Below are 25110 nucleotides of genomic sequence, written 5' to 3'. Positions count from 1 at the left end.
GCGGTTCGCCTGCGAACCGGCACTCGGCGGTTCGTCCGCGGACCTGCACCTAGCGGTTCGTCCGCGCGCTCCGCTCCCGATTCCCTTCGCCGCGCGGCCCGTTCGTGCTCTGCCCGGTCAGTCGGCGGCGACGACCACGGTCTTGACCGCCTTGTCGTGCAGGCACTGCCGGTACGGCTTGTCCCAGGTGCAGAACAGCACGTTCGCGAGCCAGAAGATGAAGCCCACGCAGGGCACCAGCGGCGGCAAGTGGTAGACGAGCGAGCGGATCCAGGCCGGCGCTCCCCGCGGCACCGTGCCGTCGGCGAGCACGGCGACCCTGATCCGCATCACCTTCTTGCCCACCGTCTGCCCGGAGTTGCTGAGCATCAGCGCCTCGTAGACGAGATAGACGAGCGTGTAGACGGCCTGCTGGCCGTAGGTACGTCCACTGTCGTCCGTCGCCCAACTCCCTTGCGCGAACCCCATGATGAGACCGATGGGGATTCCGATCAGCAGCGCGTCGATGATCCGCGCCAGCAGCCGCTTGCCGCGGGAGGCGAGCGGCGCCATGCCGGCGAACGGGTCGGCGGCGCCGGCCATGTCTCCGTACGGGTTCGAGGCGTACGGACCGCTGCCGTAAGGGCCTCCCGCGCCGCCTGACGGGCCGCCTGACGGGCCGCCGCCGTACGGGTCCTCGCCCTGGCCGCCGGGCGGCGGGGGTGGAGTGCCGTACGGACCGGCGGAGTCGCCGTAGGAGGGCGGCTCCTTCCCCTCCCCGGACGGGCCCTGCTTGCGGAACGGGTCGTTGTTGGGCTGATCCGTACTCATGGGCCGAGTGGAACGCGGCCCGCGTCACCTCGCACCCGGCGGGCGTCATCGGGGTGACGACCGCCGGGCGGGTGCCCGTGCGTGGGCGGGTGCCCGTGCCTGCCGGAGGCAGTGGCTCCTCAGAGGCGGATCTGGCCCGAGTCCCTGGAGACGAAGGTGCCCGCCAGCTTGTCGTGCCAGCACTGGCGCCAGGGCCGGTCGAAGACGCACCACAGGACGTTGACCACGCCGATCACCAGGGCTGAGAGCACGCCGTAGGTCAGCCAGCGCAGCAGGGCGCTGCCGAAGCCCGGCTTGTCCTGCTGCTCCATGGTCAGCACCCGCAGCCCGAACAGCTTCTTGCCGAGCGTGCGGCCCCACCGTCCGGTCGGCAGCACCTCGTACAGCAGGCCGAAGAGGAGCAGGGCGCCGAGGACGATGGCGAGGTAGCCGCCGGTCGTGCCGTCGATCAGCCAGACCGTCTTGGTCTCCCCCGCGTCCCGGACGGCGTCGATCTTCGCCTGCACATGGTCGGCGGCCTTGCCCGCGAACGGGAAGGCGACGGCGACGGCCACTGCAGCGGTGAGCGCGCCGTCGACCAGACGGGCGCCGAACCGCTTGCCCAGGGCCGCGGGCCGCGCCTCCTGGGCCGCCTGGGAGAAGGGATCCGCGCCCGGCGGCGGGCGCCAGGGCATCACCGCGTCCGGGCCGGGAGCGCCGTGCGCGTCCTGGCTGCCTCCGGGGGCGCTTCCGCCGGCCAGGTCGTGGACCTGCTGCGCCCACGAGGGCTGCGCGGCCCCCGGGGCGGGCGCCGCGCCCTGCGGAGCGGCGGGCTGCTGCTGTGCCGGGGCACCCTGCTGCGGTACGGCGGGCGGTGCCTGGGGGAACGCATGTGCGGCGCCCCCGTCGGAGGCGCCCTGCGCGGGAGCCTGCGGCTGGGCCGGAGCCTGCGGCTGCGCGGGGCGGCCCTGGCCGGGCACCGCGGGGGCCGAGGGCCCCGAGGCGGACTGCGCCGACGCAGGCTGTCCGCCCGCGTCCGGCGGTGCCACGTCCGAGCGGCGCAGGCCGACGGTGTGCTCGGGCTGCTGCGCCCCGGGGGCGGTGCCGCCCGCGCCGCCCGCCTGCTGGGCGGCCTGCCTGAGCGCCTCGGGGCTCATCGCGCGCATCTGGAACGTGCCCTCATGGGGCGGTGAGCCGGGTGAACCCGCCGAGCCCGGTGAACCCGCGGCGGCAGCGGCCGCGCCGGCGTCCGCGCCCCCCTGAGCGCGCTCCTCCTCCGCCGGCCGTCCCCAGCCGCCGCGCGGGTCGGCCCCCGCCCCCGGGGCGGCAGCAGGGCCCTCCTGGCCCGTCTCGCCGCCGCTCTCGCCGCGGCCCCACGAGATCCGCTCCTCGCTCTGTCCGGCGAAGCCCGTCTGCCGTGAGGCGTCGGCCTGCCAGGCCGAGGCGGGTTCGGGGCTCTGCCCGTACAGCCTGCTCGGATCGTCCCAGTCGATGGGCCCGGCGGGAGCGACCTCGCCCCGCGGACGCACCTCGGGAAGCGAAGGGTCACCGCTGCGTGCGGCGGGGACCTGGGCCTCGGGGCCGGGTCCGCTCGCCACCTCCTCGTCGAGGAAGACCGGCCCGGTCTCCTCTGCCGGAGCGGGCTCTTCCCGGGTGGGCGGCGTGACCGCCGAGGACGCCGCGGCTGCGGACGGCGGCGTGGGCATCTCCTCGCCCTCTGCCGGCTCGGGGCGGCTGGTGCCGGGCACCCACGAGGAACCGTTCCAGTAGCGGATGTAGCCGGGGATGGACGGGTCCGGATAGAAGCCAGGGGCAGGGCTGCCGCCGGAGGATCCTGAGAGGGGCGCGCTCATAGTGTCCAGGTCCCGTATCTGTTCGACCGTTGTGTCGTCTTGTGGCTTACGTGCTCCACGGCACCGTACGGGCCCGCACGGCCGGCGGTGCACTCCCTCTGGGGAGCATCCGTGAATCGTAGTGTCCACATCTACCAGACAGGGCCGACAACTTGCCCACCCCACCGGCGCCCGCGGTTACTTCGGGGACGAAGAATGACGTGAAGACGCCCGCACCGCGTACCGGCCGGCGGCACGGACCGGCGGAGAGCGCGGCACGGACGGGTGGAATAGCGTGGAAAGCCCCTGTCCGCCGGGCGTCTTGGGCGAGCCCGGAACCGCGGATGCCGGGTGCCCGTCGCACCTCGCGTACGCCTCCCGTTCCGACTCCCGCTGAGCTACTCGGCAGTTGACCGGCGCGGTGCAACCGTGAGGCGTAGTGTCCACTTCTACCGGGCGGGACGCACGACTCACCCCCGGCCGGACTGGACGCACATCCCCTCTCCGGAGGGAGAATGACGCAATACGCGTAACCGGCCACGGCCTGGGCCCTCTTCAGTGCACGCCACCACAGGCTGCGCGACTGATCACGGGATCACGAAAGGGCGGTCCGATGAACCTCCTCGTCGAATGCGAGCTAGAGATCCGGCTTGTGCTCTCGCCCGAGCACAGCCTTCCCGTACAGGCCTGTCTCAATTACCGCGCAGACGATCCCTACGCCGTTCACATCGCTTTCCACGTCGGCCCGGGTGCGCCCGTCACCTGGACCTTCGCGCGTGAACTACTCGTCGAGGGCGTCTTCCGCCCGTGCGGCGAAGGGGACGTGCGGGTGTGGCCGGCGAAGGTGAGGGACCGCGACGTGATCTGCGTCGCGCTCTCGTCCCCGGACGGCGACGCCCTGCTGGAGACTCCGTCGGGTGCCGTCTCCGGCTGGCTGGAACGTACGCTGCGGGCCGTGCCCGCCGGTGCGGAGGGCGAAGTGCTGGGCATGGACGAGGCGTTGGCGGACCTGCTGAGCGCCGGCCGCGGCGAAGGGGGCGTCTGCCTCAGCGATCCCTCACACCCGGAAGAGGCGGGCGACGCCGAGGCGTCAGGCTGATTTTCCCTCCGCCTTTCACCCGATCCGGCGAATCTGCGTTGAGCGTGAACTTCCCCCGCACCGCGCCGAGTTGCGCGGCCGCCGCAGGTTCGCGGGCCACCGCGAGCCGCCACGGGCGGCGTACGGGGCTCCTCAGAAGAGCTTGCCCGGGTTCAACAGGCCCAGCGGATCGAAGACTTCCTTGATGCTGCGCTGCAACTCCAGCCCGACCGGACCGAGTTCGCGGGCCAGCCACTCCTTCTTGAGGACGCCCACACCGTGTTCGCCGGTGATGGTGCCGCCCAGTTCGAGGCCCAGCGCCATGATGGCGTCGAAGGCCTCACGGGCGCGGCGCGTCTCGTCCTCGTCGTCCGGGTCGAAGCAGACGGTGGGGTGGGTGTTGCCGTCGCCTGCGTGCGCGCAGACACCGATCGTCAGCCCGTACTTCTCGCTGATGGCCGCGGTGCCCTCCAGCATGTCGGCCAGTCTCGTGCGCGGCACGCACACGTCGTCGATCATCGTCGTGCCCGGCAGGGCCTCGAGGGCCCAGTGGACGCTGCGCCGGGCCTGGAGCAGCAGCTCCGACTCGGCCTTCGTCTCCGCCGGTACGACCTGGCTCGCACCGGCGGCCTCGCACAGCGCGCCCACGGCGGCGAGGTCGGCGCCGGGGTCGTCGGTGTCGAAGGCGGCGAGCAGCAGCGCCTCGGTGGACTCGGGCAGTCCCATGTCGTTGAGCGCGTTGACCGCGCGCAGCGTGGTGCGGTCCATCAGCTCCAGCAGGGACGGTACGTGGCCGCTCTCCATGATCCGGCTGACGGCGTCGCCGGCCGCGGCCGCTGAGGGGAACTCGGCGGCCAGGGCGAGCTGTTGCGGCGGCTGCGGCTTGAGCGCCAGCACGGCCCGTACGACGATGCCGAGGCTGCCCTCGGAGCCGGTGAACAGCCGCGTCAGGTCGTAACCCGCCACGCCCTTCGCCGTGCGGCGGCCGGTGGACATCAGCCGGCCGTCGGCCAGCACGACGTCGAGGCCGAGTACGTACTCGGCGGTGACCCCGTACTTCACGCAGCACAGACCGCCCGCCGCCGTGCCGATGTTGCCGCCGATCGTGCACTGCTCCCAGCTGCTGGGGTCGGGCGGGTAGTGCAGCCCGTACTCGTTCACGGCGCGGGAGAGCGTGGCGTTGACGACGCCCGGCTCGACGACGGCGATGCGGTCGGCGGGACTGATCTCGAGGATCTCGTCCATGCGGATCAGCGAGAGCACGATGCAGCCGTCGGAGGCGTTCGCGGCGCCCGACAGCCCGGTGCGGGCGCCCTGCGGCACGACGGGGACGCGCAGGGCGGTCGCCGTGCGCATCACGTGCTGCACCTCTTCCACGGTGCGCGGCAGCACGACGACGGCGGGGGTGCCGGCTTCGCAGAAATCGGCCATGTCGCGGGCGTAGGAGCCGGTCACGTCGGGGTCGGTGAGTACGGCGTTCCCGGGCAGACCGTCCCTGAGCCGCTGGATCAACTCGCTCATGAGCAAAGCGTCGCACCTGCCCGCACGGCCGGGAAGGCCGGGCGGATGCGAGGGCCGGCTGCCGCCGGAGGGTGAGACGCGCGCCGCCCTGCCGGCGGCGACGGCACCCAGCGCCGCGCCGGCCCCTCAAGGCGCGGCCCGCACCGAGGAGGTGTCCGCAAAGGAGCGGCCGCGTCCCCCTGGCGGAGGGCCGGCTGCCGCCGGAGGGCAAGTCCCCTGCCGCGGCCAGCGGGCGGTGAGCGGCGGGCGGCGCGGAACGCCGCCGCGCATCCGCCGCGGCGGGCTGCCGCCGGCGACGGCACCCAGCGCCGCGCCGAGCCCTCGGGGCGCGGCCCGCACCGAAGGGGTGTCCGCAAAAGGAGCGGCATCCCCCCTGGGCCGTCGGCCCAGGGGGGGATGCCGGGCGGCGCGGGTCAGAGGTTGCCGCGCTTGTCCTGCTCGCGCTCGATCGCCTCGAAGAGCGCCTTGAAGTTGCCCTTGCCGAAGCCCATGGAGCCGTGCCGCTCGATCATCTCGAAGAAGACGGTCGGACGGTCCTGGACCGGCTTGGTGAAGATCTGCAGCAGATAGCCGTCCTCGTCACGGTCGACGAGGATCTTCAGCTCGCGCAGCGTCTCCACGGGCACCCGCGTCTCACCGGCCCACTCGCCGAGGGTGTCGTAGTACGAGTCCGGGGTCTGGAGGAACTGCACGCCGGCGGCGCGCATCTCCCGTACCGTCGCGACGATGTCGTTCGTGGCGAGCGCGATGTGCTGGACGCCCGCGCCGCCGTAGAACTCCAGATACTCGTCGATCTGCGACTTCTTCTTGGCGATGGCGGGCTCGTTGATCGGGAACTTCACCTTCCGGTGGCCGTCGGCGACGACCTTCGACATCAGCGCGCTGTACTCCGTCGCGATGTCGTCGCCCACGAACTCCTTCATGTTCGTGAAGCCCATGACCTTGTTGTAGAAGGCCACCCACTCGTTCATCTTGCCGAGTTCGACGTTGCCCACGCAGTGGTCGATGGCCTGGAACCTGCGCCTGCCCGGCTCGACCATCGGCTCCGCCGCCACGTAACCGGGCAGGTACGCGCCCTTGTAGCCGGAGCGCTCGACGAGGGTGTGCCGGGTCTTGCCGTACGTGCCGATGGACGCCAGTACGACGGTGCCGTTCTCGTCCTTCTTCTCGTGCGGCTCGACGAGGCCGGTGGCGCCCTGCGCGACGGCGTACTCGTACGCGGCGCGCGCGTCCGGGACCTCGATGGACAGGTCGACGACTCCGTCGCCGTGAGCCGCGACGTGATCCGCCAGGAAGCGGCCCCAGTCGGTGGAGGGCCTGATGACGGAGGTGAGGACGAAGCGGGCACCGCCCGATTCGAGGACGTAACTCGCGGTCTCGCGGCTGCCGTTCTCCGGTCCGGAGTAGGCGACGAGCCTCATGCCGAACGCCGTGGAGTAGTAGTGGGCCGCCTGCTTGGCGTTGCCGACGGCGAAGACGACCGCGTCCATCCCCTTGACCGGGAAGGGGTCGGCTTCCCGGGCATCCTCGTGAGATGTCGCGCTGGGGGCTGCGTGGGTGGTCTCAGTCATGCTTCAAGACTCCCCCCGGTTCACAAGGTGCGCAATACTTTGCGTATTCGCTGGTCACCTTGCACAGTGAGATCGACGTTACGCCGGACGATCTGTACAAGGTGACCAGAAAATCGGTGGCTGAAAGGGAACCTGTGGGTATCGACCGGCTCGACGGACGACTGCTCGAACTGCTCGCGGACGAGCCGAGGATCGGCGTGCTGGAGGCGTCCCGCCGGCTCGGCGTCGCCCGCGGCACCGTCCAGGCCCGGCTGGAGCGGCTGAGGACGGCGGGAGTGATCCGCGGCTTCGGCCCCGATGTGGATCCGGCCGCGATCGGATATCCGGTCACGGCCTTCGCCACCCTGGAGATCAAACAGGGGCAAGGGGCGGACGTACGGGCCCACTTGGACTCCGTACCGGAGGTGCTGGAGCTGCATACGACGACGGGCCACGGGGATATGCTCTGCCGCCTCGTCGCACGGTCCAACGCGGATCTGCAGCGTGTGATCGACCGCGTGGTGGGCTTCGAGGGCATCGTGCGGGCCTCGACGGCCATCGTCATGGAGAACCCGGTGCCGCTGAGGATCGTCCCGCTGGTCCGGCAGGCCGCGGAAGCGGAGACGGAGGCGTCCGGCGGCGCTCCGCTGTTGTGAACTCGTGACGCGTCATTCCGCCGCCGGCGGGCACAAGAGCACGCGGCGCGGGTGAACGCGGGTGGCCCGTCGGGTCGTTGCCCGCGCGGCGAGGACGAGAAGGAACGGACGGGAGGGGCTTCGATGACGCGAGGGGTACCGGAGTGAGCTTCTGGGAGTATCTGGGCAACCGCCATACCCAGCTGCTGGCGGATTCCCTCCAGCATGCGAGCGCGGTGTTCCAGTGCATGGTGGCCGCGACCGTCATCGGCGTCGCTGTCGCCGTGCTGACCTACCGCAGCGAATGGGCCGGCGACCTTGCCACGACTGCCGGGGCGACGATCCTGACCGTGCCGTCGCTGGCGCTGATCGGTCTGCTGATCCCGCTCGTCGGCCTCGGAGTGGCGCCCACCGTCGTCGCGCTGACGCTGTACGGGCTGCTGCCCATCGTCCGCAACGCGATCGTCGGGCTGCGGGGCGTCGATCCGGCGCTTGTCGACGCCGCACGCGGCATCGGCATGTCACGCGGCAGGCGGCTGCTGAAGGTCGAACTGCCGCTGGCCTGGCCACCGATCCTCACCGGGATCCGGGTGTCGACACAGATGCTGATGGGCATCGCCGCGATCGCAGCGTTCGCCTCCGGGCCCGGCCTCGGCAACTCCATCTTCCGCGGCGTGGCCTCGCTCGGCAGCGCCAACGCCCTCAACCAAGTGCTCGCCGGGACTCTCGGCATCGTCGTGCTCGCTCTGCTCTTCGACGGCGCATACGTGGTCGTCGGACGCCTGACCACCCCGAGGGGGATACGTGCCTGAGACATCCGCAGCATCCGGCTCCGGGGCCACGCGGCCGACGGCGGAGGGGAGTTCCGGGACGCCCGCCCGGCAGCCCGGCGGTTCGACGGACGCGGACGCACCGGCCACCGCCGCAGGCGCGACCGGTTCGACGGACGCGACCGGTTCGGCGGGCGCGACCGGCGCCACCATCCGCCTTGAGGGCCTGACGAAGCGCTACTCCGGCTCCTCCGCAGCCGCCGTGGACGACGTCAGCCTGGAGATCAAGGCGGGCGAGACCGTCGTCCTCGTCGGCCCGTCCGGGTGCGGCAAGTCCACCCTGCTGAAGATGATCAACCGGCTCATCGAGCCCACCTCGGGCCGTATCCGCATCGACGACGAGGACGTCACCGGCATCGACGCGGTGAAGCTGCGCCGCAAGATCGGTTACGCGATCCAGTCGTCCGGGCTCTTCCCGCACATGACGGTCGCGCAGAACATCGCCCAGGTGCCGAAGATGCTCGGCTGGCCGAAGCCGAGGATCAAGTCGCGCGTCGAGGAGATGCTCGACCTCGTCGGCCTCGACCCCGCCGAGTTCCAGGGCCGCTACCCGCGCCGGCTCTCCGGCGGGCAGCAGCAACGCGTAGGCGTGGCACGGGCGTTGGCGGCCGATCCGCCGGTGCTGCTGATGGACGAGCCGTTCGGCGCCGTCGACCCCATCACGCGCGACCATCTGCAGGACGAACTGATCCGGCTGCAGCACGAGTTGCGCAAGACGATCGTCTTCGTCACGCACGACTTCGACGAGGCCATCAAGCTGGGCGACCGCATCGCCGTGCTGCGCGAGCAGTCGCACATCGCCCAGTTCGACACCCCGGAGGCCATTCTCACCAACCCCGCGGACGACTTCGTCTCGGGCTTCGTCGGCGCGGGCGCCGCGCTCAAGAGGCTCAACCTCACCCGCGTACGGGACGTGGAGATCGTCGGCGTCCCCACCGCCACCGTCGACGAACCGCTGGAGACGATCTCGGAGATGCTCGGCACCGGCACCACGAACGAGGTGCTGCTGCTCGACCCGAAGCAGCGCCCGTACAAGTGGCTGCGGCGCGGCGATCTCACGCACGCCAAGGGCTCGCTGGCCCGCGCGGGCACCCTCGTGCACGACACCGTCACGCGCGACGCGACGCTGCGCGACGCGCTGGAGGCAGTGCTCACCGACAGCGGAGGGCGCGTCGCGGTGACCGGCAGGCGCGGCGAGTACATCGGCGTCGTGGATCTGGAGACGCTGATGAACTGCGTGCACGAACTCCTCGACGCCGACCGGCTGGAGGCCATCGAGCACCGGCACAGCCTGGGCGAGTCGCAGGCCAGGCGCACGTACGCGGCGCAGGAGGGCCTCACATCGTGAGCGGGACGACCGACGGCACGACCAACGGCCCGGCCGACGCGCCGGCCGGGGACCCGTCCGGGGACACGGCCGGGACCGCCACCCTGGCGGAGGGGGACGGGCAGCGGCAGCATCCGGCGCCGCGGACAGGAACCGGGGCCGGGACCGAGACCGGGACCGGGACCGGGACCGGCGAGCAGGGGGCCACCGCCGCCCACGCCGGCGAACGGCTCCGCGACCGGCTCACCTGGCAGAAACTGACGATCCTGCCGGGCGTGCTCACGCTCCTACTGCTCGGCACCTGGCTGTGGTTCCAGGGCGCCGAACTCGACACGATCGCCCGCAATTCGCTCGCGGGCGGCAACGTCGCGCTGCGCGTGCGCCAGCACATCGAGATGACCGTGATCTCCACGTTCTTCGTGCTGATCATCGCGATACCGCTTGGCATCGCCCTCACCCGTCCGAAGCTGCGCAAGGCGACCCCGATCGCCATGGCGGCCGCGAACCTGGGGCAGGCGGTCCCCTCCCTCGGGCTGCTGGTGCTGCTGGTGTTCTGGCTGAACATCGGTCAGACCACCGCGATCGTGGGCATGGTCGTCTACGCGGTGCTGCCCGTGCTCGCCAACACCATCACCGGGCTGCGCAACATCGATCCCGGTCTGACGGAGGCCGCCAAGGGCATCGGGATGTCGTCACCCGGAGTGCTGGCGAAGGTCGAACTGCCGCTGGCCGTGCCGCTGATCCTCGCGGGCATCCGCAATGCCCTCGTCCTCAACGTGGGCACCGCCACGCTCGCCACCTTCATCGGAGGCGGCGGCCTCGGCGACCTGATCTCCTCCGGCATCACCAACCAGCGGATGCCGGTGCTGATGCTCGGCTCGATACTCACCGTCGCGCTGGCCCTGCTGGTCGACTGGCTCGCCTCACTCGTCGAACTGCTGCTGCGCCCGCGCGGCTTGGAGGGATCGTCCTGATGCGTGTGTTCGGGCGTACGTACGCACGAGGGCCTGTCCGGGCGTTGGCCGCCGGCACGACGGCCCTGGCGCTCACCGGCACGCTCAGCGGCTGCGGTCTGGTCAGCGGCAGCCCTCTGAGCGACAAGGTGAGCCCGGGAAAGGTGGGCGCCGGACAGCCCCTCAAGGGTGCCCAACTGACCGTCACCTCCAAGGAGTTCACCGAACAGATCATCCTTGGAAAGATCATGGGGCTGGTCTTCCGCGCGGCCGGCGCCGATGTCGTCGACCGCACCGCCGTCCAGGGCTCCATCGGCGCTCGCTCGGCCGTCGAGTCCGGCACGGCCGACGGCATGTACGAGTACACAGGCACCTCGTGGATCACCTACCTCGGCCACACCAAGCCCGTGACCGACCCCGTCGAGCAGTGGAAGGCCGTACGCAAGGAGGACCGGGCGAACGGCGTCGAGTGGCTGGCGCCCTCCGAACTCGACAACACCTACGCGCTCGTCATCAGCGACAAGCTGCAGAAGCGGTACGGCATCGAGACGCTCTCCGACGTCGCCGAACTGTCCCGCGAGAAGCCGAACGCGGCGAGCATCTGCGTCGAGAACGAGTTCGCCTCGCGGCAGGACGGGCTGAAGGGCATGGCGAAGAAGTACGGCATGCGCTTCCCCGAGGGGCAGGTGCACAAGATGGCCGGCGGCGTCGTGTACACCCAGACGGCCAAGGGCAAGCCGTGCGTTTTCGGCGCCATCGCCGCGACCGACGGCCGCATCCCCGCGCTGAAGCTGAAGATCCTCGAAGACGACAGGAAGTTCTTCCCGAACTACAACGTCGCTCCCGAGATGAACGGCGAGACGATGAAGGAGCACCCGGAGATCGCCGGACTGCTCGCACCCGTCACCAAGGCGCTGAACAACAAGATGGCGCAGAAGCTCAACGCCAAGGTCGACGTGGACGGACAGGACCCGCACGACGTCGCCAAGGACTGGCTGGTGCGGGAGGGCTTCATCAAGACGGGCTGAACGAACGGGCCGCGGCGGCACCTTCGGCCGGCGCGGCCCTTCAGAACCCCGCACCCTTCAGAACCCCGCACCCTTCAGAAGCCGGCAGCCTTCAGAGACCGGCGCCCATCAGCAACTCGGCACGCGGCCGCCGTCCTTGAGGGTCTTCAGCGCCTTCACTGCGCCCCCGAGCGTGTCGACCGGTACCAGGCGCAGGCCCTTCGGCCGCTCGGCCTGCGCGTCGGCGCACTCGGCGCGCGGCACGAGGAAGACGCTCGCACCGTCCCGCTTCGCCGCCTTCGTCTTCAGCGGCACACCGCCTACGGGACCCACGGTGCCGTCCGCCTTGATCGTGCCCGTACCCGCGATGACCCGGCCGCCTGTGAGGCCGCCGCCCCCCACGGTACCGGCACCGTCGCCGTCGCCACCGCCGTCGAGCTTGTCGATGATGCCGAGCGAGAAGAACAGGCCCGCGCTGGGGCCGCCCACATCGGCGAGGCGCAGCGAGACCTCCACGTCATCCGGTGACTTGTGCAGCTGCCGCAGGGCCGCCTCGACCGCCGCGTTCTGCGACTTCCGCATCTCGCCCTTGTTGTGCTTCTCGATCTCGCGGAGGGTGTCGCCCACCGGGTAGACGGCCTCGACCGGCATCGCCGCCCGGTCCGTACGGAACCAGCTCTCCACGACGTCCGGAAGGCGCACCGTCGCGCCCGGCGCCGTCGCGGCGATCGTCGTCATCAGCAGCTTGCCGTCGTCGCTGCCCGGCGCCCGCGCCTTCTCACCCGAGATCGTGATGACCGGCTTGTTCTTGCTGTCGCCGATCACGTTCGCCGTGAGGCCGGGCTGCGCGAGCGCGAACGGCAGCGGCGCGAGGGCGGCGACGGCGAACAGCGCGGCCACCGGCAGCGCGCACAGGAGAAGCGTGCGCTGCCGCGCGGAGAGCCGGCGCCGCGACGGGCGGAGCCTGGAGAGCAGCGAGGACCGGGGTGTGTTCACCCCGGCAACCTAACAATTCGCGCCTCAGCGCAGCGCGTCGGCCACTTCCTGAGCCGCACGCACCACGCGTTCCCCCACCTGCGGCGGAACCGAGTCCGTCAGCATCACCACACCCACACTGCCCTCGATGCCCGTGACGCCGAGGACGGGAGCCGCGGCGCCGCCCGCGCCCGCCTCCAACTCGCCGTGCGTGAGCACGAATCCGGGGCCCAGCTCGTGGTCGGGCCCGCGTCCCGCGAGGATGGCGCGGCCGGCGGCGCCCTTGTCGAGGGGGTGCCGGAAGCCGGTGCGGTACGCGACGTGGTAGTCCGTCCAGCTCGGCTCGACGACCGCCACGGCGAGCGCCTCCGTACCGTCGACGAGCGTCAGGTGCGCCGTCGCCCCGACCTCCTCGGCCAGCGAGCGCAGCGAGGGCAGCGCCGCCTCCCGTACGAGCGGATGCACCTGCCTGCCCAGCCGCAGCACCCCCAGCCCGACGCGGGCGCGGCCGCCCAAGTCCCGCCGTACGAGGGCGTGCTGCTCCAGCGTGGCGAGCAGCCGGTAGACGACGGTGCGGTTGACGCCGAGCTTGTTGGACAGCTCCGTCACGGTCAGGCCGTGATCGGTGTCGGCGAGCAGCTTGAGGACGCGCAGTCCACGGTCGAGCGTCTGAGAGGTCTCCGCAGTCACGACGCTCCTCTCCTCGGGTCAGTGGGGGGCGGCACCGGGTGGGGGCGTAGCGGTGGGGGGCGTAGCCGTGGCCGGGATCGCGTTGTGACCTTGCAATTTAGCGACCGGCTCCGCTGACCGGAAGAGTCTGTCCAGAATCCGGTCACGGGGAACGCTTCGCGTTCGGTTCGGCGGGATGCGCCTCCGGGCGTGCGTGGTGCCGGGGGCGTGCCGCTCCGGCGCCCCACCACACTCCGGCAAGGCCCACCGGATTGACGCCGTCCCCCCGGGTAGCCGGCCCGCGTCCCCTACAGCGCGCGACAAGGGAGCCACAGCCGTGTTCGTCGACACCCTGGAAGTGCGGGGCGTGGGCAATCACAGCCATCTGGCAGGCGGCCGTCAGACCGCGGTGGCCGTCGATCCGCCGCGCGACATCGACCGGGTGATCGCCGCCGCGGCCCGTCGCGGCGTACGCATCGCGTACGTGGCGGAGACCCATGTGCACAACGACTACGTCACCGGCGGCCTGGAGCTCGCACGCCTCACCGGCGCCCGCTACCTCGTGCCCGCCGGGGCTGGGGTCTTCTTCTCAGAACTACTTCCCCCAGTCGGTCCTGTCCGTGGCGTGGATGCAGTAGCGGTCCCAGTTCTCCGACCGGTCACGCTTGATCGTGGGCACTGCACAGACCTCTACGGAGAAGGGACGGCCGACCACGACCATCTTGGTGTACTGGTCGTGGTGGACTGTGATCAACCCTTCGCTCGCTCCCCCTCCCCGCGCCCGGATCGTGACCTTGTCCCCTACCTCACCGTCGAGGATGCGTCCCCACGCGGCCCCGCACCGCGGGCTGTATCTGACCTGGAGACCGGCCGCATTCTTCCGTTCGGGCTCGTAGGTGCGCGCGTCGACTGCGCAACCGTTCGCCTTCGGGCTCTTGCGTTCGCAACCGGCCCCAGGGCACGGCGCGGGCTCATCCTCAAACATTTCTGCGGCGGCGGGGGTCATCAGTGCCGTCAACAACGCCGCCACGACCGCCGGAATGAGCCCCAGCCAGAGGGGGTTCACGCTGATTTGCCGTAGCCGGCCCGCCGGACGCTCGCGTCTGTTCCGCGAAGTCGGCTGTGATCCGGCATCGGCCGCGGATTCGGGTGTGGGGCCGTCTGGTGTGTCATCAGCATCCATGGCATCTCCTGCCATCCCATCTTGCGATACGGACCCCACTGTAACTCCCCGCCACAGGACGGTTACCCAGGGGGGTCGCCGCCCCTCATGAGGTCATCATTTTCAACAGGCCCCATCCGGGGGGCCGTTGAAGAATGGGCAGGTCACCGGACATTCTCCGTCCGTATGCGCGCCTCGCACAGCGCCTGGCCTGACAGGGGTAGCTGTGGGACTTACCGCATTCGCGTCGCCCACTCCCGCACCTTCGCGATGCGCTGTTCGATCTGCCCCGCCGTCGCCTCCGCGCTCGGCGGCCCTCCGCACACCCGCCGCAGCTCGGTGTGGATCACCCCGTGCGGCTTTCCGCTCTGATGGACGTACGCCCCCACGAGTCCGTTCAACTGCTTGCGCAGCTCCAGCAGTTCCTTGTGGGTGACGACGGGACGCCGGTCCGCGGGCAGTTCCAGCAGGTCCGCCTCGGAGTCCGGCTTCTTCCTGCTGTGCGCGATCTGCCGCGCCTGCCGCTTCTGGAGGAGCGTCTGCACCTGGTCCGGCTCCAGCAGCCCCGGGATGCCGAGGTAGTCCTGCTCCTCGTCGCTGCCGGGGTGGGCCTGCATGCCGAACTCGGCGCCGTCGTACATGACCCGGTCGAAGACCGCGTCCGACTCCAGGGCCTCGAAGGGCAGTTCGTCCTGTTCGCCGGTGTCCTCGTCCTGCTCGCGTTCGGCCTCTTCGAGCAGATCGGCCTCTTCCGCGTACGGGTCGTCCTCGCCGTCCTTCTTCGGCTTGTCGAGGACGTGGTCGCGTTCGAGCTCCATCTCGTGCGCGAAGGTCATCAGCATCGGGATGGTCGGCAGGAAGACCGACGCCGTCTCACCGCGCCGCCGCGACCGTACGAAGCGGCCGACGGCCTGCGCGAAGAAGAGCGGTGTGGAGATCGTCGTGGCGTAGACGCCGACCGCGAGGCGCGGGACGTCCACGCCCTCGGAGACCATGCGGACTGCGACCATCCATCTCGCCTGCGAGCTGCGGAAGTCCTCGATGCGCTGCGAGGCGCCGGTGTCGTCGGACAGTACGAGCGTGGCTTCCGCCCCCGTGACCTCGCGGAGGAGCTTCGCGTACGCGCGTGCCGAGTCCTGGTCGCTGGCGATCACCAGGCCGCCCGCGTCCGGCACGGCCTTGCGCACCTCGCTCAGCCGCCGGTCGGCGGCGCCCAGCACGGACGGCATCCACTCGCCGTGCGGGTCGAGGGCCGTGCGCCACGCCTGGGAGACGGCGTCCTTGGTCATGGGCTCGCCGAGGCGGGCCTCGATCTCGTCGCCCGATTTGGTGCGCCAGCGCATGTTGCCGCTGTAGGTGAGGAATATGACGGGCCGCACGACGCCGTCGCCCAGCGCGTTGCCGTACCCGTAGGTGTAGTCGGCGACGGAACGGCGCACGCCGTCCGTGCTCCCGGGCGCTTCGGCGTATTCGACGAACGGGATGGGGTTGGTGTCGGAGCGGAACGGCGTGCCGGTGAGGGCGAGCCGCCGTGTGGCCGGTTCGAACGCCTCCTGGCAGGCCTCGCCCCAGGAGCGGCTGTCGCCGGCGTGGTGGATCTCGTCGAGGATGACGAGCGTCTTGCGCTGCTCGACGCGGTTGCGGTGCAGCATCGGCCGGACGCCGACGCCCGCGTACGTCACCGCGACACCGTGGTACTCCTTGCTGAGCGGGCCCGCGCTGTAGTCCGGGTCGAGCTTGATGCCGATCCGCGCCGCGGCCTCCGCCCACTGCTTCTTGAGGTGTTCGGTCGGCGCGACGACCGTCACCTGCTGCACGACGTGGTGGTGCAGGAGCCAGGAGGCGAGGGTGAGCGCGAAGGTCGTCTTGCCGGCGCCGGGGGTGGCGACGGCGAGGAAGTCCCGTGGCTGCCGCTGGAGATACGCGTCCATCGCCGCCTGCTGCCACGCGCGCAGCTTGCCGGCCGTGCCCCAGGGGGCGCGGCCGGGAAAGGCGGGCGACAGGTGGTGGCTGGTGGAGGAAGTGCTGGTAGTCACGGTCTCCGGAGGGGTCGGTGGCGTGGTCGTCCGCGTCGGCTGGAAGGGCTGCTTCAGCCTACCGGCGGGCGGTGACAAGCCTCTTGGGGAGTCCGGTTCCGGTGGATTCCCCCGGTGCGCGCGGAGAGCGGGTACGGGGCTTCGCTCGCGTACGTGGTCAAGTCGACGCCCAGGGTTGCGCACACCGGTCGCGCCCGAGGCCACCGCCCCGAGACTGCCGCCCCGAGGCCGCCGGCCGGGTCACGCCGTCAGCAGCACGCCCCCGTACGACACCCCGGCGATCACGATCCACGAGCACAGCCCGAGGGCGGCGACTCTGCTTCCCGTACGGGCGAGCGTCGGGAGGTGCACGGCGCTGCAGAGGCCGAAGAGGGCTGCCGCGAGGAGCAGTTCCTGCACGGTGGCCGCGAATCCCAGGGCCCCGGCCGGAATCCATCCGGTCGTGCGGACGGCGACCATGAGAAGGAAGCCGGCGACGAACAGCGGGACGAGGGGCGGGCGTCGGTCCCGCGCACCGGCGGTCGCCGCCGAGGCGGCTCCCCCATCGGGCGCACCGGCCGCGCGCCGCCCGCTCCGTGCCCGTACGGACAGCACAACGGCCGCCACCAGCGGCGCGAGCAGCGCGATACGCATCAGCTTCACGAGCACCGCCTGGCCCAGCGCGTGCTCCCCTGCGGTCTGCGCGGTGGCGACGACCTGGCCGACGTCGTGCACGCCCGCGCCGACCCACCGTCCGAACTGACCCGCGTCCAGGCCCAACGGCTGCTGCAGCAGCGGAAGTACGGCGATGGCGAGCGTGCCGCACAGCGTGACGAGGGCGACGGACGTGGCGACGTCGCGCTCCTCGCTCTCCCGCACCTCACTGACGGCGCAGATCGCGGAGGCTCCGCAGATCGAGTAGCCGGTGGCGACGAGGAGCGGCTGATCACCGGGGAGGCCCAGCCTCCTGCCGAGCCACACCGTCCCGGTGAAGGTCGCCGCGACGACCACGAACACCATGGCGACGGTCGTCCAGCCGAGCCCGATGATGTCGCCGGCGCTCAACTTCAGCCCGAGCAGCACCACTCCGAGGCGCATGAGCCGCTTGCCCGCGAAGGAGAGGCCCGGGCGGGCCAGGCCGCCCACGAGCGTTCGCGAGCCCGGGAGATGCGCGGCGAGGACGCCGAGGACGACGGCGGCCGTCAGCATCGGCACGGCGGGCAGTGCCAGATGTACGGCACCGGCCGCGACGACGCCCAGCGCGGCGAGCGCGAGCCCGGGCACCTTGCCGGTCGGAGGCGCCGGGCGGGCGGCGGCATGGGCGGACTTCGCGGGGGCCGCGGGGGTCGGGGGGATCGCGGGGGCCGCGGGGGTCGCGGGGGTCGCGCGGAGGCCTGGCGAGGTTCCGGCGGACGCCGGTGAGGCGGACGAGGACGAGACGGACGAAGGCAGGGCGGACGAAGGCACGGCGGACGCCGACGAAGCGGACGAAGACGAGGCCGCGGACGGCGGGCGCTCCCCCAGCAGCGCCATCAGCGGTCCGCCGGCAGCTCGTACACCCGCCGCACGCTGCTGCCCAGACGGGAGACGTCCGCGCCGTAGACGTGCAGCGAAACGGCCTTCTCCCGGCAGCCGTTCCACACCATGTGAATGTCGCCGGGGGGCGCGAAACCGCAGACCGCGCCGACGGGATTGATCACGTCCTCCGTCGCCACGAGCCGCGCGCTACCGCCCGCCTCCTCCGCGGGCAGCAGCCGGTAGCGGCGCTCGTGTTCCTCGCCCTGGTGCACTCCGGTGACGCACCAGGAGACGTGGTCGTGCACCGGCGTGCACTGGCCGGGCAGCCACACCAGCGCGACGAGGGAGAAGCTGCCGTCGGACTCGGCGTGCAGCAGATGCTGGCGGTAGCGCTCGGGGTCGCCTTCGTACTGCTCGGGTGTGAGGAGACCGTCCGCGCCGCCGGTGCCGCCACCCGCACCGAGGTGCGGCGCCAGCTTCTCTCCGACGAGGTAGGCCGTGACGTCCGGCGCCATCCCGCGCCTCACCACTTCGCGTATCTCCCCGACGAGGGCGTCGAGTTGCGCAGTCGTACGGGGCGTGCTGCGCTCGGCGGTCTCCGCGGTGGGGTGCTTCGTCGAAGTGGCCATGTACGCAGAGTGGGGCCGCGGATCCATCACGTCCAACGACGGTTGCTTGGCCGCACTCCAAGCTCCTCTTATGGAACGGGACTTCGGGAGCGGCTCCGCGGGCAGCGGGCCCTGCTAACACCCCACGCGGTTCGCGGCGGCCGTCCTCAACTCGTCCAGCACGAGCGCGGTCGCCGGGATGTCGAGATGCTCGCGCAGCACGTACGCGGAGACCTGGCGGCGCGATGCCGGGTCCAGGGCCCGCCCGGTGACCTTCCGGTGCACGAGGAAGGAGAGCACCAGTCCCGGCATCATCGCTATGCCGAGCCCTTCGGCGACGAGGCTCTGCACGACGAGGATGTCGTCGGTGGTGAAGGCGACGTCCGGAGCGAAGCCCAACTCGGCGCATTCGTGCAGGAAGTTGGCACGGCATCGCAGGCATCCGGCGATCCACCGCTCGTCCGAGAGCTCCGCGAGTCTGACCGCGCGGCGCCGTGCCATCGGATGCCCCGTGGGCAGCAGCACGGTCAACTGGTCCTCCATGAGCGGGATCTCGACCAGCTCTTCCGGGACCTGCTCATGCAGGCCGGGATAGGTGAAGGCGAGGGTGACGTCGCACTCGCCGTCGGCGACGCGCCGCATCGAGTCCGGCGGCTCGGCCTCCTGCAACTCGACCCGTATGCCCGGGTGACCGTCGGCCAGCCGCGCCAGCGCCTCCGGCACGATCGTGGCGCCGGCACTGGGGAACGCGCACATGCGCACCCGCCCGGCGCGCAGCCCGGTGATCGCCGACATCTGCTGCTGCGCCGCGGAGATCCGCTCGAGGATCACACCTGCGTGCCGCTCCAGCGCCTCCCCTGCCTCGGTGAGCCGCATCCGCCGCCCGACGCGTACGAACAAGGGCGTGCCGACGGACCGTTCGAGCGCCTTCATCTGCTGGGTGATCGCGGGCTGGGTGTAGCCGAGCGTCCGCGCGGCCGCCGAGTACGAACCGGCGCGCACCACTTCGTGGAACGTCCGTATGTGCCGCGAGTCGAACATGCCCGAACCATAAGCGGAATTTGGGCCCGGACAACATCCCGGCATCTGCGCTTAAGCATCGGCTCCGTTCACGGACGCCCCCGCAGCCGCCCCGCCACCCCCACGCCCGCCGCGCAGACCAGCGCCGCCACCGCGTAGACCGCGACGAACGCCAGGGGGCGGCCCTCGGCGGCCGCCGAGGCGTGGCCCCCGGCGCCGCCGCCCGCTCCCACGCTGACCGAGCCGCCGCCGCACAGCGCGAACGCCGTACCCGTCGCGGCCAGCAGCACCACGTTGGAGAGGCTGTCGGACATCTGCAGCGCGGCCGAGTTCTTCCCCGCCTCCTCCGGCGCGGAGAGCTGGAGCAGCAGCACGCTCGTGGACGAGATGACCAGGCCCATGCCGTAGCAGCCGACCGCCATCGCGACGGCCAGCGTCCACACCGGGACGCTCTGCACCAGCGCGACCGGCGAGTACGCGACCCCGCCCGTCACCAGCACCATTCCGCCCCGCGCCAGCCGTTCGCGGTACGGCGCGAGCCGGGCCCGCGACTGCGTGAAGGAGCCGAGCGCCCATGTCGCCCCGCCGGCCGCCAGGGCCAGTCCGGCCATCGTGACGGACAGCCCTCGCTGGCTGACCAGCATCAGCGGCACGAAGCTCTCGGCGACGACGAATCCGCCGGCCGCGATGCCGCGCAGCAGCACCACCGCGGGCAGGCCGCGCGCCGCACGGTACGTGCCGCGCGGCAGCAGCCGCAGCGCCGCCGGTACGAGCAGCGCCGCGCCCGCGGCGGCCGGGAGCGCCGCGAGGAGGTCCGGCTTCTGCCCGGCGTACTGCAGCAGCCCCGCGCCCGTCGCGAGCGCCAGCGCGTACTTCAGCCGCTTGCGGTCCACAGGCCCTTGCCCGGTGCCCGCCTTGCCCGGCGGCGGCCCCGACGCGGCGCGCCGCAACGCCGGCAGCATCACCACGAGCGGCACCACGACCAGCAGCGGAACGCCGAGGAACACCCAGCGCCAGCCCAGGTGCTGGGTGACCGAACCCGCGATCAGCGGCCCGACCACCGCCGGCACCACCCAGGCCGCGGCGAAGCACGCGAGAACCGTGGGCCGCAGCACCTCCGGATAGGCGCGGCTGACCGTGACGTACAGCGCGACGATGAGGAGCCCGACGCCGATGCCCTGCACCGCCCGGCCCAGTACGAAGATCCCCATCGTGGCGGCCGTGCCGGACAGCACCAGCCCCGCTCCGAACGATCCGATGCCCCACGCCAGCGGCGGCAGCGGCCCACGCCGGTCGGACCACTGGCCGGACACGACCATGCCCAGCAGGGAGGTGGTGAAGAGGGCGGAGAACGCGAAGGCGTAGACGGACACGCCGTCGAGTTCGTCGGCGGCAACGGGCATGGCCGTACCGACGGCGGTCGCCTCGAAGGCCACGAGGAAGACGACGGAGACGATGCCGAGCGTCAGCGCCCGGTATCCACGGCTGAGAACCGTCTCCTCCCGGGGACGGGGCAGCGGCGCCCCACCGTGCGCGGGCACCGTTACGGATTCCGGCACGGACTCCGTACCGGACTCCGGCGCAGGCACCGGAACCGGCGCGGGCGACGGCACCGGGGAGGCCGAACCACCCCTGCCCCGCCCGGGTTTGACCGCACCTCGCGGCGCGCCGCGCGAATCCCCCGTCCCGCCCGGCCCGTCCCCAGATGCAGTCATACGCGCACGCTATGGCCCCCGGCCTGCCACGGCACCCGACTTTCGACGCCCGCGGCGTCGGCCTTTCGACCTAAGGACCCCTGATAAGAGTGGTGGACATGACCCGTTCAGAGGTCGGTGCCGCGCACGAGGCCGCCGAGTAGGGGGACGCGGTCAGCCGCGTAATCGCACGCGATAAACCGGGCGACGTCGGCGATCAGCCCCGGGATACTCGTCGCCCATGGATGAGGTCGAAGTCGTCGTCGCCCATTCCGAGCGCGCGACTCTGCGCGTCGGCGACGTGTTCCTGAAGGTGGACGCCGATCAGGCGCGCATCGACGTCGAGGTCGAGGCGATGTCTCTCGCGCCGGTGCCGACCCCAAAGGTCCTGTGGCGCAAGCCGCCCGCGCTCGCGATCGCCGCACTCCCGGGGACGGTGCTCGGCCGTCTCGGTGAGCCGTCGACCGGGGCGTCGGCGGCGTGGGCCGCGGCGGGCGCCGCCATCCGGAAGCTGCACGAAGCGCCGTTGCCGCCCTGGGCCGGCCGGCGCCGCCGGAGTCCCGACGAGTTGGTGGCGGAACTCGACGGCGAGTGCGAGTTGCTCGTGACGAACGGCGTCCTGCCCGCCGACCTGGTCACCCGCAACCGCCAGGTCGCCGAAGCCGCGCTCCGGCCGTGGACTCCGGCGTTCACGCACGGCGACCTGCAGATCGATCACGTCTTCGTCGACGGCGACGAGGTCACGGGCATCATCGACTGGTCCGAGGCGGGCCGGGGTGATGCCCTGTTCGACCTCGCCACCTTGACGCTCGGACACGAGGAGCACCTCGACGACGTCATCGCCGGTTATGGCACCGACGTCGACCTCGACGTGATCCACGCGTGGTGGTCGTTGCGAAGCCTGCTGGGGGTTCGCTGGCTGGTCGAGCACGGCTTCGACCCGTTCGCGCCGGGCTGTGAGGTCGACGTGCTGAGATCCCGGATGTGAGACCGCGGGCCCGAGTGGCCACGTATGCGTTCTGACGCTTCGAGCAGTCCATCCCCTGGGGGCGCATCGCCTGGGAGGCCGATGCCCCCGCGGCCGGACCGGTCAGCGGGCGGTGAGCCCGGGGAGCAGGAGGGCGAGCCAGCGGGCACGGGCGGCGGGCGGCTGGTCGGCGGGGAAGGTGGAGAGCATCAAGTACAGGTCGTCGACGGTGTAGTCGGAGCGCAGGTCGCCCTGTGCTTGTGCGGTGTGGATGAGCTGGCCGAGGGCCCGGGTCGCGCGGGTCTCTACGTCCTGCATGGCGGAGTGGGCGGTGTGACCGGCGTTGAGGGCCCGAGCGGCCGTCTTGACGGCGTGGTTGTGCGCGACGACATCCATCAGGCGGGTGAGGAAACCGGTGAGCTCCACCATGGCGGGTGAGCCCTGCCCGGCCCGCTGCGCAAGGGAGCGGACCTGCTCCTCCCCCTGCTCACCCAGCCGGCCGCCATGGGCGCGCTGCCGACCCTGCTCGCGGCCACCGATCCCACTGCGGTCGGCGGCCAGTACTACGGCCCCGGCGGCATGGGAGATACCCGGGGACACCCCCGCGTGGCCGCCTCCAGCGACAAGTCCCACAACGTGGCCGTTCAGCAGCGTCTGTGGGCAGTGTCCGAACAGCTCACCAGCGTCACGTTCCCCATCTGACCCTCAGCGACCGGGCGGAGCAGCCAGCACTTCTAAGGCACCCTCAGTCCGGCGCGTCAGTCCGGCGCGACGGTGACGGCTGCGCGCCCCTCCTTGGGGCACGCTGAGGGGTATGCCGCACTTCTCCTCGTACGACGGCGCCAGGCTCGGCTACCGCCTCCTGGGCGCCTCTCCCCCCGGCCGGGAACGGCCGCCCGTGGTGTGTCTCGCCGGCGGTCCGGCCCGCGACGCGGCCTACCTGGGCGACCTCGGCGGTCTCGGCGCGTACCGGCAGCTCGTCGTGCCCGATGCCCGCGGCACCGGCCATTCACCGGCCGCGGCCGACCCGGACGAGTACGCCTTCCCGCGCCTCGCGGAGGATGTCGAGGCGCTCCGCCGCCACCTCGGCCTCGACCGTTTCGCGCTCCTCGCACACGACGCCGCGGCGGCAACGGCACAGACGTACGCGGCCGCGCACCCGGGCCGCCTCACGCACCTGGTGCTGCTCAACCCCGGCTCCCGCCTCCAGGGCGAACTCCCCGACGACGCACGGGACATCTTCAACTCCCGTGCGGAGGAGGGCGAATGGTGGGCGGAGGCGCACACCGCCGTCCAACTCCTGGAGCAGGCAACCGACTTCGACGAGATCCGCACACTGCTCCACCGCGCCGCTCGCATGGCCTACGCGCGCTGGGAGGCGCCGCAGCGCGCCCACGCGGCCGCCGAGGGCGACCAGCTCAACCCCGTCCCGCGGGCGGGCTTCTGGCAGGGCGTCGACGAAGCGTCACGCCGCTCCGTACTGGACGCGCTCCACCGCGTCGAAGCCCCCGTCCTCGTCGTCACCGGCGACCTCGACGCGGTCACGGGCATGCGCGCCGGCGAGGCGGTCGCCGAGTCCTTCCCGAACGCCCGCCTCCACACCCTCAAGGGCACGGGCCACTACCCCTGGGTCGACTCCCCGGGCTCCCTCACGCGCCTACTCCAGGACTTCCTCCGGGAGGAGACGTAGGGCCGCTCGTTTGGAACTTGCTGGGCTCGCGTGCCCCGGCACCGCGCCTCGCGGCGTTGTCGTCGGTCGCCGCCGGTCACGCTGCCGGCCTCATCTCTCCTCCGCGTCCAGCGGGAGCACGGTGAGCAGATCGCCGGGGGTGCATTCCAGCACGTCGCAGATGGCCGTCAGCGTGGAGAACCGGACCGCCTTGGCGCGTCCGTTCTTGAGCACCGACAGATTGACCAGGGTCACTCCCACCCGCTCTGCCAGCTCGGTGAGCGTCATGCTTCGCTCAGCGAGCAGCTTGTCGAGGTCGCAGGCGACGCGATGCTGATCCGCGGGGACCGCCATGTCAGACCAACCCGTCTGCGTCCCGGGCCAGTTCGGTGCCCCTGCGGAACGCCTCCGCCAGGGCGAGGAGCAGCAAGGCGATCAGCGTGGAACCCGCAGGGGTCGTGAAGGTGGTCGTCAACGGGCTGCCGGCGCCGTCCAGTCCGAGCCGTTCGAGTACGAGCCCGGCCGCGAGAGAGGGGGTCACAGCCGCACTGTACGACCCGACCGCGGTCAGTGCCGCGATGCCCGCGACCCTGGTGGCGTTGCCGCTACGGAACGGCTCGCCCTCCGCGATGGACAGCAACAGCCTGCGCAGCAGCAAGGCCCCCGCGCCGAGGCTGAGACCGAGCAGAGCGACGTCCGCCCGGCTCAGCAGCTGCTCGGCGACGGTGGACCCCCACGAACGCAGCTTCAGGGAACCCGCGTCCGCCTCAAGCCAGTTGCCCCGCTCGGTGCCCGGGACGTCCAGCCGGATCCCGTCCTCGCCGGGGCTGTCCGCGAGCGGGACCTGCGATGCGCCGCGCCCCGGGGCCGGCACCGTCAAACCGTCCGTGGTGCGCGCCTCGACCCGGACGGTCACCTGCGCCTGCGCCTGAGTTGCCCCGTTCACGGCGTACGCCACACCGCCTCCCGCCGAGAACACGCCCAGGAACAGCACCACACCGGCCAGCAGACGGATGACGCCGGTGCTTGCGAAACGACGCGGCTTCCTGATGCCCATTCTGTCGGCTATGCCCATGGCGGGGTCCTCGGCTCGGGCCGCGACGGCGAACGCGCGCAGCTTGGTCGGTCGGCGGGGGCGGCGCCGGCGGAGCAGCGGCGCAGGCTCGGCAACTTATCGTTTGTCGATGTTATCGGCAAGCGATAACCCGAGAACCGTGCGACCGTACCGGTCGGCTGACCGCCCCGTACACGGATGTTGCGTCGCCGGCCTCGCTCGTACCAGCGCCGCACC

General features: G+C 71.6%; 23 protein-coding genes and 2 pseudogenes. 10 read left to right on the top strand and 15 right to left on the bottom strand.

What is annotated here, in order from left to right; genetic code table 11:
• Positions 1-117: 117 nt before the first annotated feature.
• Together ACSMXX_RS21320 and ACSMXX_RS21315 are read right to left on the bottom strand one after the other, a co-directional pair.
• Positions 118-810: an RDD family protein gene (locus tag ACSMXX_RS21320; RefSeq protein WP_473180301.1), complete on the bottom strand. Its 693-nt coding sequence runs from the start codon at positions 808-810 to the stop codon at positions 118-120.
• 119 nt (positions 811-929) lie between these two features.
• The gene (locus tag ACSMXX_RS21315; protein ID WP_473180300.1) at positions 930-2642 is read right to left on the bottom strand and encodes an RDD family protein; all 1713 of its coding nucleotides are present in this window, start codon (positions 2640-2642) and stop codon (positions 930-932) included.
• 592 nt (positions 2643-3234) lie between these two features.
• Between ACSMXX_RS21315 and ACSMXX_RS21310 the strand changes: the two genes are divergently transcribed.
• Entirely contained in the window at positions 3235-3720 is a 486-nt protein-coding gene (locus ACSMXX_RS21310) for an SsgA family sporulation/cell division regulator (RefSeq protein WP_473180299.1), read from the top strand.
• Between the two features lie 132 nt (positions 3721-3852).
• Here ACSMXX_RS21310 and ACSMXX_RS21305 read toward each other — a convergent pair whose 3' ends face one another.
• Positions 3853-5220, bottom strand: a complete 1368-nt coding sequence (locus ACSMXX_RS21305) for an FAD-binding oxidoreductase (RefSeq protein ID WP_473180298.1) — start codon at positions 5218-5220, stop codon at positions 3853-3855.
• Between the two features lie 413 nt (positions 5221-5633).
• The gene (gene hppD / locus ACSMXX_RS21300; protein WP_473180297.1) at positions 5634-6791 is read right to left on the bottom strand and encodes a 4-hydroxyphenylpyruvate dioxygenase; all 1158 of its coding nucleotides are present in this window, start codon (positions 6789-6791) and stop codon (positions 5634-5636) included.
• Positions 6792-6925: 134 nt separating this feature from the next.
• Here hppD and ACSMXX_RS21295 point away from each other — a divergent pair, with 134 nt between their 5' ends.
• From ACSMXX_RS21295 to ACSMXX_RS21275, 5 genes are all read left to right on the top strand, one after another.
• Positions 6926-7426, top strand: a complete 501-nt coding sequence (locus ACSMXX_RS21295) for an Lrp/AsnC family transcriptional regulator (protein WP_473180296.1) — start codon at positions 6926-6928, stop codon at positions 7424-7426.
• 143 nt (positions 7427-7569) lie between these two features.
• Positions 7570-8217, top strand: coding sequence for an ABC transporter permease (locus ACSMXX_RS21290; RefSeq protein WP_473180295.1), 648 nt, complete (start codon positions 7570-7572; stop codon positions 8215-8217).
• A gap of 169 nt (positions 8218-8386) precedes the next feature.
• On the top strand, positions 8387-9583 hold the full coding sequence (locus ACSMXX_RS21285) for a betaine/proline/choline family ABC transporter ATP-binding protein (RefSeq protein WP_473184893.1): 1197 nt from the start codon (positions 8387-8389) through the stop codon (positions 9581-9583).
• 83 nt (positions 9584-9666) lie between these two features.
• On the top strand, positions 9667-10536 hold the full coding sequence (locus ACSMXX_RS21280; RefSeq protein ID WP_473184892.1) for an ABC transporter permease: 870 nt from the start codon (positions 9667-9669) through the stop codon (positions 10534-10536).
• Positions 10536-11543 (top strand): glycine betaine ABC transporter substrate-binding protein, encoded by a 1008-nt coding sequence (locus tag ACSMXX_RS21275; protein ID WP_473180294.1) that lies wholly within the window; start codon positions 10536-10538, stop codon positions 11541-11543. The genes ACSMXX_RS21280 and ACSMXX_RS21275 overlap by 1 nt, the downstream gene beginning before the upstream one ends.
• Positions 11544-11651: 108 nt before the next feature.
• Here ACSMXX_RS21275 and ACSMXX_RS21270 read toward each other — a convergent pair whose 3' ends face one another.
• Entirely contained in the window at positions 11652-12497 is an 846-nt protein-coding gene (locus tag ACSMXX_RS21270) for a hypothetical protein (RefSeq protein ID WP_473184891.1), read from the bottom strand.
• Between the two features lie 45 nt (positions 12498-12542).
• On the bottom strand, positions 12543-13187 hold the full coding sequence (locus ACSMXX_RS21265) for an IclR family transcriptional regulator (protein ID WP_473180293.1): 645 nt from the start codon (positions 13185-13187) through the stop codon (positions 12543-12545).
• 316 nt (positions 13188-13503) lie between these two features.
• Here ACSMXX_RS21265 and ACSMXX_RS21260 point away from each other — a divergent pair.
• Positions 13504-13809 (top strand): annotated as a pseudogene (locus ACSMXX_RS21260) (MBL fold metallo-hydrolase); the annotation flags it as partial.
• Here the strand turns inward: ACSMXX_RS21260 and ACSMXX_RS21255 are convergent.
• The 6 genes from ACSMXX_RS21255 to ACSMXX_RS21230 all read right to left on the bottom strand — a co-directional run bounded on the left by ACSMXX_RS21255 (position 13762) and on the right by ACSMXX_RS21230 (position 21204).
• Positions 13762-14151, bottom strand: coding sequence for a DUF2690 domain-containing protein (locus ACSMXX_RS21255; RefSeq protein WP_473184890.1), 390 nt, complete (start codon positions 14149-14151; stop codon positions 13762-13764). The pseudogene ACSMXX_RS21260 and the gene ACSMXX_RS21255 overlap by 48 nt on opposite strands.
• A 410-nt stretch (positions 14152-14561) precedes the next feature.
• Positions 14562-16364 carry a DEAD/DEAH box helicase gene (locus ACSMXX_RS21250; RefSeq protein ID WP_473180292.1) on the bottom strand — a complete coding sequence of 601 codons (1803 nt, stop codon included), beginning with the start codon at positions 16362-16364 and terminating at the stop codon, positions 14562-14564.
• Positions 16365-16604: 240 nt separating this feature from the next.
• Complete coding sequence (locus tag ACSMXX_RS21245) at positions 16605-17699, bottom strand: YeiH family protein (RefSeq protein ID WP_473184889.1); 1095 nt, start codon at positions 17697-17699, stop codon at positions 16605-16607.
• A gap of 176 nt (positions 17700-17875) precedes the next feature.
• Positions 17876-18490 carry a cysteine dioxygenase family protein gene (locus ACSMXX_RS21240; RefSeq protein ID WP_473180291.1) on the bottom strand — a complete coding sequence of 205 codons (615 nt, stop codon included), beginning with the start codon at positions 18488-18490 and terminating at the stop codon, positions 17876-17878.
• A gap of 114 nt (positions 18491-18604) precedes the next feature.
• Positions 18605-19510 (bottom strand): LysR family transcriptional regulator, encoded by a 906-nt coding sequence (locus ACSMXX_RS21235; protein ID WP_473180290.1) that lies wholly within the window; start codon positions 19508-19510, stop codon positions 18605-18607.
• 68 nt (positions 19511-19578) lie between these two features.
• Positions 19579-21204 carry an MFS transporter gene (locus ACSMXX_RS21230; protein ID WP_473180289.1) on the bottom strand — a complete coding sequence of 542 codons (1626 nt, stop codon included), beginning with the start codon at positions 21202-21204 and terminating at the stop codon, positions 19579-19581.
• Between the two features lie 220 nt (positions 21205-21424).
• Here ACSMXX_RS21230 and ACSMXX_RS21225 point away from each other — a divergent pair, with 220 nt between their 5' ends.
• On the top strand, positions 21425-22171 hold the full coding sequence (locus ACSMXX_RS21225) for a phosphotransferase family protein (protein ID WP_473180288.1): 747 nt from the start codon (positions 21425-21427) through the stop codon (positions 22169-22171).
• Positions 22172-22273: 102 nt separating this feature from the next.
• Here ACSMXX_RS21225 and ACSMXX_RS21220 read toward each other — a convergent pair whose 3' ends face one another.
• Positions 22274-22579 carry an SbtR family transcriptional regulator gene (locus tag ACSMXX_RS21220; RefSeq protein WP_473180287.1) on the bottom strand — a complete coding sequence of 102 codons (306 nt, stop codon included), beginning with the start codon at positions 22577-22579 and terminating at the stop codon, positions 22274-22276.
• A 15-nt stretch (positions 22580-22594) separates the two neighbouring features.
• Between ACSMXX_RS21220 and ACSMXX_RS21215 the strand changes: the two are divergent.
• Together ACSMXX_RS21215 and ACSMXX_RS21210 are read left to right on the top strand one after the other, a co-directional pair.
• Positions 22595-22852: pseudogene (locus tag ACSMXX_RS21215) on the top strand (short-chain dehydrogenase); the annotation flags it as partial.
• Positions 22853-22964: 112 nt separating this feature from the next.
• Positions 22965-23840 (top strand): alpha/beta fold hydrolase, encoded by an 876-nt coding sequence (locus ACSMXX_RS21210; RefSeq protein ID WP_473180286.1) that lies wholly within the window; start codon positions 22965-22967, stop codon positions 23838-23840.
• A 90-nt stretch (positions 23841-23930) separates the two neighbouring features.
• Here the strand turns inward: ACSMXX_RS21210 and ACSMXX_RS21205 are convergent, their stop codons facing one another.
• Entirely contained in the window at positions 23931-24173 is a 243-nt protein-coding gene (locus tag ACSMXX_RS21205; RefSeq protein ID WP_473180285.1) for a helix-turn-helix domain-containing protein, read from the bottom strand.
• 1 nt (position 24174) lies between these two features.
• The gene (locus tag ACSMXX_RS21200; protein WP_473180284.1) at positions 24175-24894 is read right to left on the bottom strand and encodes a DUF2975 domain-containing protein; all 720 of its coding nucleotides are present in this window, start codon (positions 24892-24894) and stop codon (positions 24175-24177) included.
• Positions 24895-25110 lie beyond the last annotated feature (216 nt).

The sequence above is a fragment of the Streptomyces sp. DSM 116795 genome, from assembly GCF_055792905.1.
This window is presented reverse-complemented; position numbering and strand designations above follow the sequence as displayed.

Excerpts from the sequence above, each read along its gene's own strand:
- ACSMXX_RS21210 (WP_473180286.1), top strand. The coding sequence starts at position 22,965 with ATGCCGCACTTCTCCTCGTACGACGGCGCCAGGCTCGGCTACCGCCTC.
- ACSMXX_RS21305 (WP_473180298.1), bottom strand. The coding sequence starts at position 5,220 with ATGAGCGAGTTGATCCAGCGGCTCAGGGACGGTCTGCCCGGGAACGCC.
- ACSMXX_RS21205 (WP_473180285.1), bottom strand. The coding sequence starts at position 24,173 with ATGGCGGTCCCCGCGGATCAGCATCGCGTCGCCTGCGACCTCGACAAG.
- ACSMXX_RS21315 (WP_473180300.1), bottom strand. The coding sequence starts at position 2,642 with ATGAGCGCGCCCCTCTCAGGATCCTCCGGCGGCAGCCCTGCCCCTGGC.
- ACSMXX_RS21225 (WP_473180288.1), top strand. The coding sequence starts at position 21,425 with ATGGATGAGGTCGAAGTCGTCGTCGCCCATTCCGAGCGCGCGACTCTG.
- ACSMXX_RS21275 (WP_473180294.1), top strand. The coding sequence starts at position 10,536 with ATGCGTGTGTTCGGGCGTACGTACGCACGAGGGCCTGTCCGGGCGTTG.
- ACSMXX_RS21240 (WP_473180291.1), bottom strand. The coding sequence starts at position 18,490 with ATGGCCACTTCGACGAAGCACCCCACCGCGGAGACCGCCGAGCGCAGC.
- ACSMXX_RS21220 (WP_473180287.1), bottom strand. The coding sequence starts at position 22,579 with ATGGTGGAGCTCACCGGTTTCCTCACCCGCCTGATGGATGTCGTCGCG.
- ACSMXX_RS21235 (WP_473180290.1), bottom strand. The coding sequence starts at position 19,510 with ATGTTCGACTCGCGGCACATACGGACGTTCCACGAAGTGGTGCGCGCC.
- ACSMXX_RS21310 (WP_473180299.1), top strand. The coding sequence starts at position 3,235 with ATGAACCTCCTCGTCGAATGCGAGCTAGAGATCCGGCTTGTGCTCTCG.
- ACSMXX_RS21230 (WP_473180289.1), bottom strand. The coding sequence starts at position 21,204 with ATGACTGCATCTGGGGACGGGCCGGGCGGGACGGGGGATTCGCGCGGC.
- ACSMXX_RS21320 (WP_473180301.1), bottom strand. The coding sequence starts at position 810 with ATGAGTACGGATCAGCCCAACAACGACCCGTTCCGCAAGCAGGGCCCG.
- hppD (WP_473180297.1), bottom strand. The coding sequence starts at position 6,791 with ATGACTGAGACCACCCACGCAGCCCCCAGCGCGACATCTCACGAGGAT.
- ACSMXX_RS21255 (WP_473184890.1), bottom strand. The coding sequence starts at position 14,151 with ATGTTTGAGGATGAGCCCGCGCCGTGCCCTGGGGCCGGTTGCGAACGC.
- ACSMXX_RS21200 (WP_473180284.1), bottom strand. The coding sequence starts at position 24,894 with ATGGGCATAGCCGACAGAATGGGCATCAGGAAGCCGCGTCGTTTCGCA.